Below are 11740 nucleotides of genomic sequence, written 5' to 3' on the forward strand. Positions count from 1 at the left end.
ATGAATAATAAATTTTTTGGTATTCACTCTTTATTGGTAGCAGGTGCTTTTGCACTGACGGCGTGCGTGGGAAACGCTCCCGCACCCGAAACAAATCCGCAGACAGAAACGGAGAAGAACCCTGGCAACGTCATTGAGCTTGAACAGGCCAACGCACCGAAAGACTCCGACCAGGCCGCAACAGCATCAAAGTCTCTCGGCGACAACGGACAAAGCGAAGTCTACTTCAATTCGCAGGCGCTCGACAGCCACCGTCTGAATACACCGGAAAACATTCCGACGGCAAGCACCGAGACGAGACCCGTCGCAAGCACCGACAAGACGCCAACAGACCCGTACACGGAAATTCCCGCGCTCATCCAGAGCATCTTCGACTACGCCGACACCCTGTACAAGGCCGGTTTCACGGATTCCGCGACGGCCTACCTGGAACGTTTCCGCGTCATCAAGCCCCTGTGGGCGCAGTGGGAAACGAAGGCGGATTCCATGCTGAACGAATTCGGCAAGACCCGCGCCGAAAAGGCAAAGGCGTTCGAGCCGATGGTTTTCCAAATTCAGAACATGAACCGCGCAAACGCAAACTATGACCTTGTCGCAGAAACTGCAGACAGCCTGATTGCGCTTGCTCCGGGAGATTCCCTGACGCAGTGGGCCAAAATGCAGAAGGAAACCGCCTACAAGAATACGCTTGCCAAGGCGAAAAAGGAATATGACGCCATCAAGGCGCTCGCCGACAACCAGGCGCAATTTGCCGAAGCCGAAAAGCAGGCAGTGACGCTGCAGATGCGTTACCGCGATTTCGAAGAGGCTCTCCAGATTCAGGCACTAATTGACCACATCAAGGAACTTGCCCAGGCAAACGACGCCGCAGCGGCAAAATACTGGGAATCGAACGACCCCGCAAAGGCTCTCGCCAAGGCAGACACCCTAATGCAAAAGGAAAAGTTCGCCGAAGCCAAGGAACTTTTGAACAAACTAAAATCCAGCAAGTTGCGTAAGGAAGCGAACGAACGCTACGTGAAACTCGCAGACGCCTTCTGCACCAAGCAGCGCAAGGCGACTAGCCAGACATTCGCCAAGGCGCAAAAGCAGAAAGACAGCGCAAAGAAGAAAAAGCTACTGCAAGAATCAATCGCCCCGCTGGACAAATGCCTTGCCGAATACCCCGACAATCCGCAAAAGCAGAAGGTCATCGAAAACAAGCAGTTCCTGGAAAAGGAAATGGCGAAGTAACCTTAAAAAATTGGATAACGAAAAACCCGCATCAGAGATGCGGGTTTTTCTAGTAGGACTAGAGTCTCTTTTCTTTAGATCTATGGCGCAATACTAAAGAGAAGCAACTTTTGCCTTTGCATCGGCCATGGCGCGGACCACAAGGGACGCGCCATTTGCACAGTCACCGACAGCGTAAATGTGACGAGCGGGGTCCGGAATGATCGCGGTACGCGGTGTCAGCTGGAGACCCAGATCGTTCACGATGCCTTCGGCCGGAACCCCAGTGAAGCCCATGGCGAGCACAACCAAATCGGTTTCGATGACTTCGGTAGAATTCGGAACTTCGTTCGGCTTGAGCGGGCGGCCCTGCGGGGACATTTCCCATTCCACGCGGACAGCTTCGACGCCTGCGACGCGGCCATCTTTCACGATGAACTGCTTGGAAGATACATTCCAGCGGCGTTCACCGCCTTCGTGCTGAGCATAGCTAGTACGCAGCATGTACGGCCAATCCGGCCACGGAGTGGACGGAGAACGTTCCTCGGGCGGCTTAGGCATAAATTCCACCTGGAGCACGCTTTCGCACCCTTCGCGGATCGCCTTGCCCACACAGTCGTTACCCGTATCGCCACCGCCAATCACCAGGACCTTGCGGCCCTTGGCGCTGAACTTTTCAGGATTCGTTTCGCCGGGTTTGTTTGCGCCATGCAAGAAATCGAGTGCGAGGAAGATACCTTCGGCTTCGCGGCCCGGGATTTTCAGGTCACGAGCATTCGGCGTACCGATGGCGAGGAAGACTTCGTCAAAATTCTTGTGGATGTATTCGGCCGAGATATCCTTACCGATTTCGGTGCTGCAAACGAACTTGATGCCCGCTTCTTCGAGGAGCTTGACGCGGCGATCGATGACCGACTTGTCGAGTTTCCAGTTCGGAATACCGTAACGCAGGAGGCCGCCCACCTTTTCACGTTTTTCGTAAACGGTAACGGCGTAGCCCTTGCGGCGGAGCGCTTCGGCAGCAAAGAGACCTGCAGGACCCGAGCCGATGACCGCGGCAGTCTTGCCGTTCCATTCGGCAGCGGGGAGCGTTACGCGGCCCTCTTCGAAGGCGGTTTCGATGATATACTTTTCAATCTGACGAACCATGACGGGGTCGTTATGCACATTGCCCGTACAAGCGGATTCACAAAGGGCGGGGCAAACGCGGCCCGTAAATTCGGGGAAGAACGCCGTCTTGCTGATAACGTTGTAGGCGCGTTCCGCATTCCCTGCAGCGACAGCCGCATTGAATTCGGGCACCAGGTTACCGAGCGGACAACCCGCACCGTGACAGAACGGGATTCCACAACTATGGCAGCGTGACCCCTGCTGTACGATTTCTAGTGAAGTCAAGCGACGTTCGACTTCATTATTGTCCTTAATTCGCTCTTCGACAGGGCGGTAAACATCTGCGATTCTTTTAATTTCTTGCATATAAACCTCAGCCCTTCTTTGCCAATGCGTTCCTGTAGTCGACCGGGAAGATCTTCACGAACTTCGGACGTTCGCTGTTCCAATTTTCAAGGATGCGCTTACCCTTTTCGCTACCCGTTGCCTGAACGTGCTGTTCAATAAAGTCAATGAGTTCGCGTTCGCTGTCGGTACCGGCAAGCACGCTTTCAAGGTCCACAGAGCCTACGTTGCAACTCAGGTCGAAGTGACCCGTTTCGTCGTACACGTAAGCAAAGCCACCTGTCATACCTGCGGCGAAGTTCACGCCCACGCGACCGAGCACGACCACGCGGCCACCCGTCATGTATTCGCAACCGTGGTCACCCACGCCTTCGCTGACAAGGAGCATACCGGAGTTACGGATACCGAAGCGTTCGCCGGCAAGACCGTTAATGAACACCTTACCGCTGGTACCACCGTAACCGATCACGTTACCGGCAATGACGTTGTCTTCGGCCTTGAAAGTGGCGTTGTGCGGCGGGCGCACGATAATCTTACCACCCGAGAGACCCTTGCCCATAAAGTCGTTGGCTTCGCCTTCCAAATCGAGCGTGACGCCCGGAGCAAGGAAAGCACCGAAGCTCTGGCCCGCAACACCCTGAAGGTGAATGCGGATGGTATCTTCGGGAAGGCCCTTCACGCCAAAGTGTTCGTCCACTTCGCCGGAAAGTTCCGTACCCACCGTACGGTCGGTGTTGTGCACCACCGTGCAGAGTTCCACGGCAGTACCCTTTTCGAGGGTTTCCTTGACAAACGGCAAGAGTTCGCGGCGGTCGAAGTTGACCAGTTCTTCCTTGACATAGTTCTTGTCGTAAGACTTGACGCCGCCCTTGACGGTTTCGAAAATCTTGGAGAAGTCGAGGTTCTTCGCCTTGTAGAAGGCGATGGCGGAATCCTTTTCGAGGAGGTCGCTACGGCCGCAGGCTTCTTCGAGAGAGCGGAGGCCGAGGCTTGCGAGGATTTCGCGGACTTCGTCGGCGATGAAGAACAAGAAGTTTTCGACGTATTCCGGCTTGCCTGCAAAGCGCTTGCGGAAGTCGGCATCCTGCGTTGCAATACCCATGGGGCACTGGTTCGTATGGCACTTGCGGTCCATCACGCAGCCAAGGCTAACGAGCAGGTTCGTAGCAAAGCCGAATTCTTCGGCACCGAGGAGCGCTGCCACCACAATGTCGCGGCCCGTCTTGAGCTGGCCATCGACCTGGAGCTTGATACGACCGCGCAAGTCGTTGAGCACAAGGGTCTGCTCCGCTTCGGCAATACCGAGTTCCCACGGAAGGCCGGCATGCTTGATAGAAGTCAGCGGAGATGCACCCGTACCGCCATCGTGGCCAGAAATGAGCACCACGTCGGCATGAGCCTTGGCAACACCGGCAGCAACCGTACCCACACCCACTTCGGACACGAGCTTCACAGAAACACGAGCCTTCGGGTTGGAGTTACGTAGGTCGTAAATGAGCTGTGCCAAGTCTTCGATAGAGTAAATATCGTGGTGCGGCGGAGGAGAAATCAGCGACACATTCGGCGTACTGTGACGGATGCGAGCCACAAAGTCGTTCACCTTGTGAGCCGGCAGCTGGCCACCTTCACCGGGCTTTGCACCCTGAGCCATCTTGATCTGCAAATCCTTTGCGTGGCGCAGGTAATCAATCGTGACACCAAAACGGCCAGAAGCAATCTGACGAATAGCAGAGCTACGGATATCACCATTAGGAGCCGGAGTATCACGATCCGGGTCTTCACCACCTTCACCACAGTTGCTCATGGCACCGATGCGGTTCATGGCGATAGCAATGGTTTCGTGAGCTTCGGGACTCAAAGAACCAAGGCTCATAGCGCCTGCCACAAAGTGCTTGACAATGGATTCGCGACTTTCGACTTCGGAAATATCGATCGGAGTTGCATCCTTGAACTTGAAGAGGCCGCGGAGCGTTGCCTGACGTTCAGACTGATCGTTAATGAGCTTGCTGTAAACCTTGAACTTTTCGTAGTCGCCGCCCTGCACAGCCTGACGGAATGCGGCCAAGGACTGCGGAGTCCACAAGTGCTTTTCGCCTTCTTTGCGGTAAGCGTACTGACCACCAGACTGAAGCACCTTGCTTGCGTCGGCAAAGGCAATCTTCTGGCGTTCCCCCACTTCTGCGGCGATTTCTTCGAGGCCGATACCTTCGATGCGACTTGCAGTACCCGGCAGGAACTTTTCAATCAGTTCCTTGTTCAGGCCGACAGCTTCGAAAATCTGTGCGCTGCGGTAGCTACGGAGGGTAGAAATACCCATCTTCGACATAATCTTGAGGAGGCCCTTATCGACAGCCTTCACATAGTTGGCGGCAGCCGTCACCGGGTCCACATCGAGGTCACCGTTGTGGCACATGTTGGTAATGCTCTGGAAGGCAAGATACGGGTTGATGACCGTAGCACCGAAACCGAGCAACAATGCAAAGTGCATGACTTCGCGGACTTCGCCGGACTGCACCACCAAACCGATTTCAGGACGCACACCGGCTTCCACAAGGGCACGGTTCACGCTGGCCGTGGCAAGCAAGCTCGGAATAGGCACGTAACCCCAATCGATGTTCTTGTCGGTCAGAACGATGATGTCGAAACCGTCATTCACGGCACGCACGGCATCGCCAGCGAGGTTCTGCAAGGCAGCTTCGAGGACTTCCCCGTTGCCACCGAGCGGGAACTGCATCTTGAGTTCCTTGGCCTTGAAGGCCTTGTCGCCGATGTTTTCAAAGCGGCGAATTTCATCTTCGGTCACGATCGGGCGCGGAATCTTAATGAGGTGCGCCTGTTCTGGAGTTTCTTCGAGGATGTTACCGTGGTTACCGATGTAAGTCGTAAGGCTCATCACCAATTCTTCACGAATCGGGTCAATCGGCGGGTTCGTCACCTGGGCAAAGAGCTGCTTGAAGTAGTTGAACAGCGGCTGCGGCTTGTCAGAAAGCACGGCGAGAGCGGCGTCGTTACCCATAGAACCGATAGGTTCTGCACCGTTCTTGGCCATGGGCTGCAAAATGATGGAGAGGTCTTCGGCAGAGTAACCGAAACGCTTCTGCTGCACCAGAATATCGTCAGGAACGTCGGCCGGGTTAATTTCGCTAAAGAGTCCACGAACGCTCATCTTGTTTTCGGCAACCCAGCGGCGATACGGCTTGCTACGGGCCACGTAAGCCTTCATTTCGGCGTTCTTCAAGATGTGGTGATTTTCGAGATCGAGGTAGATGATTTCACCGGGCTTGAGGCGGCCCTTTTCTTCGACTTCGTCGTCCTGCAAATCAAGCACACCCGTTTCAGAAGCCATCACGAAAAGACCGTCTTTACACAAAGTGTAACGTGCCGGACGAAGGCCGTTACGGTCAAGGATTGCACCGGCGTTCACACCATCAGAGAAAGCGACGGCGGCAGGGCCATCCCACGGTTCCATGAGCATGGATTCGTATTCAAAGAAACCACGCACGTCGCGGCCCAGGTAATGCTTCTGGCCCCAAGCCTGCGGCAGGAGCATCATCATCGCATGCGGGAGGCTACGGCCCGCTGCGACGAGGAGCTCAAACATATTATCAAGGCTAGCAGAGTCGCTCTGGCCCGGCATAATGAGCGGCAAGAGCTTCGGCAAATCGTCACCGATGACTTCGCTCTTCAGGAGCGGTTCACGGGCACGCAGGCTGTTCAGGTTACCGCGCAGGGTGTTGATTTCACCGTTGTGAGCGAGGTAGCGGAACGGGTGAGCGAGCGGCCAAGTCGGGAACGTGTTGGTAGAATAACGCTGGTGAACGAGAGCGAGCGGGCTTTCGAAATCGAGGTCGTTTAGGTCCTTGTAGAAACCTTCGATTTGGCTTGCAAGCAACAGGCCCTTGTAAACGATGCTCTTGCGGCTGCAGCTGCAAACATACACACCCTTGCAGGTCTTTTCGACCAGGCGGCGCACCACATAAAGCTTGATATCGAATTCTTCGTTGGTCTTGAACTTGGAGCCGTCAAAGAACACCTGACGAATGTGCGGCAAGGTTTCGCGAGCCGTGTGACCGATCGTAGCGGGGTTCACCGGAACTTCGCGGAACTGGATAACATCGACACCTTCAGATTCAGCAACACGCTTGATTTCGGCATCCAGGGCATCGGCGGCAAGCGTATTTTCGACAAAGTACATCGCCACGCCGTAACGGGCCGGAAGCGTCGGGTAAAGCTTGCGGAAAAACTTATGCGGCATAGAAAGCAAAAGGCCAGCGCCGTCACCCGTTTCCGGGTCGCCACCAGCCGCACCGCGATGCATGAGCCTTTTCAAGACCGTAATACCCTGCAGCACTATCTGGTGCGAGGCAACATTATTAATATTGGCAACCAGACCGACACCGCAGGCGTCGTGTTCGTTGGCCGGATCATAAAGTGCTTGAGCGTTCATAAAAAATCCTTGTTATTACTTTTTGCGCTCCGTATTTGCAAAATCCGTGCCAAATGGACAAAACCACCCGTCAATTATTGAAAAAGCGGTCAAAAATGTAAAACAAAAGCTGAATTGCAAAATTCAGCCAAATTTCAAATTTCAAAAAATGTAAAGAATTACGTTTGATTTACAAATTTCGTAAACGATGAAAGGGAGAAGACTCTCCCTCACTCCAGCCACGGCTCAGCCTGCTCCGCACGCAAACATGGCCTCAGCCTTCGGCTGATGAATGTTCGCTTAGCGGCCAGGCAATCGCCGCGTCTGCCGTTACCCTCTCGCCTAGGGGGCCCACCCCCTAAGACCCCGTAAACGAGAGTCACAACCACGCTCGCATGGCAATGAGCGAGCGTCATGGATTTCTGCAAAACTCACAAAGGTCCCTGAGTGGTAACAAACACACCAACCGATAAGGTCCCTGAGCCTGCCGAAGGGCCTTATTCGAACACTTTCTTTTTGCGTTGGTCGCGGCCGATGGCGATAAGCGCGACGACCACTCCGGCGAGGAGTACCACCGAGGTCAAAATCAACGCGACGGAATGTCCGCAGGTCACCTGAAAGAACAACACCGATAAACTCCAGCCGATGACCGTCTGGAGCACCATCATGAGCGTTCCGTAAAAACGCCCAAGTTCGCGAAAGGCGGTTCCCATGGCGGCAAGGCACGGCACATAGAGCAATATAAACAGCAGGTAGGCCAGCACCTGGAAACGCCCCAGGTTGAAATGCGCCTGCATCGTCTTGTACGCGCCTTCGTTTCCGGCACCTTCAGATTCTTCAATCGCAGCTTTGACGCCCAGCGGGTTCGCGATCGAGGTAAAGACTTCTACAAGATTCGTGGGAACACTCACGAGAGCGTCTTTTACCGTCGATTTCAGGCTAAACGACGATTCAGGTCCCTGAGCTTGTCGAAGGGCCGCGTTCTCTTCAGTAACAGCACCGTCCGTCCCCTCAATGGCATACAGCGAATTGAGCGTTCCGACAATAGCCTCCTTCGCAAAGAGTCCCGTAAAGAGCGCCACAGAAGCGGGCCAGTTATCGCGTTCGACGCCAAAGGGTTCGAACACCGGCGTAATCACCGTCCCCACGGCACTCAGCACCGACTTTTCGTTGTTGTCATTGCCGAAACTTCCGTCTGTGCCGACGGAGCCCATAAAGCCAAGGACAGTCACCATGATGAGCACAACCTTGCCCGCACGGAAAACGAATTCCTTGAGGCGGAGCCATGCATGGCGGAAAAGGTTGCGCACCTTGGGCAAATGGTAAGGCGGCAGTTCCATGATAAACGTCGATTCCTTGCCCATGAAAATCGTATGGCGCAAGAGCAGGCCGTAAATCAGGGCAATCACGATGCCCGTCAGGTAAATTCCGAACACGAGCGTCCCCGCGCTTTCGCCGAAGAACGCCGCACCGAAAAGCGCATACACCGGGAGGCGTGCGCCGCAGCTCATGAACGGCACCAGGAACAACGTCAAGAATCTTTCGCGTTTGTTTTCGAGCGTACGCGTACCCATGAGCGCCGGCACCGAGCAACCGAAGCCCACAATCATCGGCACAAACGCCTTGCCCGGGAGCCCGAGGAACCGCATGAAGCGATCCGCCACGAACGCCGCGCGCGACATGTAGCCGGAATCCTCGAGGAACGAAAGGCAAAGGAACATGAAGAAGATGACCGGAATGAACGTTGACACCGTCTGGATACCCGTACCAATGCCGTTCGCCAACAGCGCCACGACAACGCCCGGCGCACCGATTTTTGTCAGGAGTTCCGTCATGCCGTCCACGAAAATTCCGCCAAACAAAATGTCGAAGAAATCGATGAACGCACTGCCGACCTTCACCGCAAACCAGAACACCAGATACATCGCAATAAGGAAAAGCGGAATTCCCAGGATGCGGTTCAGGAAGAGCTTGTCGAGCTTGTCGGTTCGCGTACGCTTGGTAGTGTTGTCGCGGATGACCGTCTTCGCGATGTCGCGGGCGTAGGAATAGCGGGAATCAGCCAGCGCAAATTCCACCTCTTCGCCCAAGTCCTCTTCAATCTTGTCGTGCGGAATTTCGATACCAAGTTCATCGGCAAGTTCCAACACACGCCCGCTATGCTCCAAGTACTGCACCGCCGTCCAGCGCGGGCTTGCGCCGAGTTTTTCGGCTACGGGCTTGAGCGACACCGCAATTTCTTCAATCAGCTTTTCAAGGACTTCGGAATGCTTGACCGCCTTTGGGAGCGGAAGCTCGCGGCTGTTGTGCAGCAACTTATGCAAATCGTTCACGAAGCCTTCGCAACTCTTGGGCGAGACCGCCGTGAGGCCAATCGCCGTCACGCCGAGGATTTCTTCGAGCTTGTGCAGGTCCACATGAATGCCGCGACTCGCCGCGATGTCCATCATGTTCACCGCCAAGACCATCGGCACGCCCTTTTCCATCAGCTGGCTCGTGAGGAACAGGTTGCGTTCCAGGTTCGTCGCATCTAGAATGTTCACGACCAGGTCCGCTTCGCCCTTGAGCAGGTAATCGAGAGCAGCGCGTTCGTCTTCGGAGTTTGCAAACAGCGCGTAGATGCCCGGCAAGTCCACCACGCGAATCGTGTGGTTGTCGAGCTTGAACTGACCTTCTTTCTTTTCGACGGTCACGCCCGGCCAGTTGCCCACAATCTGGTTCGAGCCGGTCAGCGAGTTAAAGAGCGCAGTCTTTCCGCAGTTCGGGTTACCCGCAATCGCAATCGTAAAAATCTCTTTCTCGATAGGCATCAGACTCTCCTCAACTTAAGCACATTGGCTTCTTGTTTGCGGAGCGAAAGCCTATACGAAAGCACGCTGACCTCAACCGGGTCGCCGAGCGGGGCCACCTGCAAAACTTCAAGCACCACACCACGCACAAGCCCCATCGACAAAAGTTTGGACTTGTATTGAGAATCACCCGTGTTGTATCCAATAATTTCGGCCTTGTCGCCTTTCTTGAGTTCCGAAAACTTCGGTTCGTTATTCATACACCAACGATTTACTTTTTCGTAGATTTAGCGGCAGTCTTTGACTTTTTCGCCGATTCATTGGGCGTGTTCACAAATTCCTCGATTTTCTCGAGAGTCTCCGCCGAAAGAATGTGTTCCATGCAGCAGGCATCCTTGTCGGCAATCGCCTCGGACACGCCGAGCTTGATCAAGAAACTCTTCAGCAGAATGTGACGGTTCAGAATCTGAGACGCCACAAGCGCACCTTCCGAAGTGAGCTCAATGCCGCTATACGGTTCCTGCGTCACCAGGCCCAGCTTCTTGAGTTCAATCACCGCCTTCGCCACCGACGGCATCTTGACCTTGAGCGCCGCCGCAATGTCGCGGACACGGGCAATCCCGTTCGCAAGGCGCAGCATGTGCACCATTTCCAAGTAGTCTTCAAGGCTCTGACTTAACTTTACTTGTTCCATAGGACAGCTCCGATTAGACAAAAAACACACCTTATATATTAGTCATAGCTAAATTTAGAAAGCCTTGGCTAATTAGTAAAGGCTAAACTGCGAAAAATGGGGGCCCAAAGGGGCGTTCCCCGGCTCGTCAGCTCGTAGGGGCAACTATCTCAAACGCATTTGTCAATTCATCCCACCTCAAATCCGTCCAAAATCTTGTACAGCAACTTATACAGCGTTTTGGCTTCGGTTTCGGAGAGGTTGACGCAGCTGGCCATGGACTTGGGAACACTTGCGGCTTTGCGCTTGAGCACTTCGCCTTCGGGGGTAAGGCTTACGGAAAGGCAACGTTCGTCGGTTTCTTCACGGGTGCGCTGGATGTAGCCCTTGGCTTCGAGCTTTTTCAGGAGCGGGGTGAGCGTGCCCGAATCAAGGAACAGCTTTTTTCCGAGTTCAGAGACGTTGCACTTCTTCTCTTCCCAGAGCACGAGCATCACAATGTACTGCGTGTACGTGAGGTCGAGCGGTTCCAGGTACGGGGCGTAGCGGCGCGTAATTTCCTTGGACGCGGCATACAGCGGAAAGCACAGCTGGTTTTCGAGTTTTAGCTGGGGGCAATTCATGGGAACTCCTAGAGCAACTTTTCCACACAGGCACGCACATCGTCCATGTCGGCGGTAGGTTCAAATCGCGCGACTACGTTGCCTTCGCGATCGACCACGAACTTAGTGAAGTTCCACTTGATGTCGGGATTTTTCTTGTAATCCTTGTCGATACTCTTGAGCAGGAGCGCCATGGCGGCGGCCTTTACGCCAAAACCGAATCCTTCAAAACCCTTCTGCGATTTCAGATAGGTGTAGAGCGGGAGTTCATCGGGGCCGTTCACGTCGGACTTTTTCATTTGCGGGAATTCGGTGCCGTAGTTGAGCGTGCAGAATTCGTGGATCTCGTCGTCGGTGCCGGGGGTCTGCCCCTTGAACTGGTTGCAGGGAATATCGATGACTTCAAAGCCCCTGTCGTGAAAGTCGGAATACATCTGTTCGATGGGCTTGTAATGCGGGGTAAAGCCGCAACCGGTCGCCGTGTTCACGATAAGCATCACCTTGCCTTTGAAGTTTGCGAGCGGGACTTCGTTCCCTTTTCCGTCGGTGAGCGTGTAATCGTAGATGGTTGCCATAATGAGCC

At 54.5% G+C, this 11740-nt stretch carries 8 protein-coding genes; 1 reads left to right on the forward strand and 7 read right to left on the reverse strand.

Features of this window, described 5'->3' with window-relative positions; genetic code table 11:
• The gene (locus Q0W37_RS07095; protein ID WP_297700125.1) at nt 1–1233 is read left to right on the forward strand and encodes a hypothetical protein; all 1233 of its coding nucleotides are present in this window, start codon (nt 1–3) and stop codon (nt 1231–1233) included.
• A gap of 93 nt (nt 1234–1326) precedes the next feature.
• Here Q0W37_RS07095 and Q0W37_RS07100 read toward each other — a convergent pair whose 3' ends face one another.
• The 7 genes from Q0W37_RS07100 to Q0W37_RS07130 all read right to left on the reverse strand — a co-directional run bounded on the left by Q0W37_RS07100 (nt 1327) and on the right by Q0W37_RS07130 (nt 11732).
• Complete coding sequence (locus Q0W37_RS07100; protein ID WP_297700128.1) at nt 1327–2688, reverse strand: glutamate synthase subunit beta; 1362 nt, start codon at nt 2686–2688, stop codon at nt 1327–1329.
• Between the two features lie 7 nt (nt 2689–2695).
• Nucleotides 2696–7114: a glutamate synthase large subunit gene (gltB, locus tag Q0W37_RS07105; RefSeq protein ID WP_297700131.1), complete on the reverse strand. Its 4419-nt coding sequence runs from the start codon at nt 7112–7114 to the stop codon at nt 2696–2698.
• A gap of 476 nt (nt 7115–7590) precedes the next feature.
• Nucleotides 7591–9903: a Fe(2+) transporter permease subunit FeoB gene (feoB, locus tag Q0W37_RS07110; RefSeq protein WP_297700133.1), complete on the reverse strand. Its 2313-nt coding sequence runs from the start codon at nt 9901–9903 to the stop codon at nt 7591–7593.
• Nucleotides 9903–10142 carry a FeoA family protein gene (locus Q0W37_RS07115; protein ID WP_297700135.1) on the reverse strand — a complete coding sequence of 80 codons (240 nt, stop codon included), beginning with the start codon at nt 10140–10142 and terminating at the stop codon, nt 9903–9905. The genes feoB and Q0W37_RS07115 overlap by 1 nt, the downstream gene beginning before the upstream one ends.
• 11 nt (nt 10143–10153) lie before the next feature.
• The gene (locus Q0W37_RS07120) at nt 10154–10576 is read right to left on the reverse strand and encodes a metal-dependent transcriptional regulator (protein ID WP_297700137.1); all 423 of its coding nucleotides are present in this window, start codon (nt 10574–10576) and stop codon (nt 10154–10156) included.
• Between the two features lie 167 nt (nt 10577–10743).
• Complete coding sequence (locus Q0W37_RS07125) at nt 10744–11178, reverse strand: MarR family winged helix-turn-helix transcriptional regulator (protein ID WP_297700139.1); 435 nt, start codon at nt 11176–11178, stop codon at nt 10744–10746.
• A gap of 8 nt (nt 11179–11186) precedes the next feature.
• Entirely contained in the window at nt 11187–11732 is a 546-nt protein-coding gene (locus Q0W37_RS07130; protein ID WP_297700141.1) for a glutathione peroxidase, read from the reverse strand.
• Between the last annotated feature and the right edge of the window lie 8 nt (nt 11733–11740).

Origin of the sequence: uncultured Fibrobacter sp. (assembly GCF_947166265.1) — a bacterium.
Taxonomy (GTDB): Bacteria; Fibrobacterota; Fibrobacteria; order Fibrobacterales; family Fibrobacteraceae; genus Fibrobacter.

Excerpts from the sequence above, each read along its gene's own strand:
- Q0W37_RS07095 (WP_297700125.1), top strand. The coding sequence starts at position 1 with ATGAATAATAAATTTTTTGGTATTCACTCTTTATTGGTAGCAGGTGCT.
- Q0W37_RS07100 (WP_297700128.1), bottom strand. The coding sequence starts at position 2,688 with ATGCAAGAAATTAAAAGAATCGCAGATGTTTACCGCCCTGTCGAAGAG.
- gltB (WP_297700131.1), bottom strand. The coding sequence starts at position 7,114 with ATGAACGCTCAAGCACTTTATGATCCGGCCAACGAACACGACGCCTGC.
- feoB (WP_297700133.1), bottom strand. The coding sequence starts at position 9,903 with ATGCCTATCGAGAAAGAGATTTTTACGATTGCGATTGCGGGTAACCCG.
- Q0W37_RS07115 (WP_297700135.1), bottom strand. The coding sequence starts at position 10,142 with ATGAATAACGAACCGAAGTTTTCGGAACTCAAGAAAGGCGACAAGGCC.
- Q0W37_RS07120 (WP_297700137.1), bottom strand. The coding sequence starts at position 10,576 with ATGGAACAAGTAAAGTTAAGTCAGAGCCTTGAAGACTACTTGGAAATG.
- Q0W37_RS07125 (WP_297700139.1), bottom strand. The coding sequence starts at position 11,178 with ATGAATTGCCCCCAGCTAAAACTCGAAAACCAGCTGTGCTTTCCGCTG.
- Q0W37_RS07130 (WP_297700141.1), bottom strand. The coding sequence starts at position 11,732 with ATGGCAACCATCTACGATTACACGCTCACCGACGGAAAAGGGAACGAA.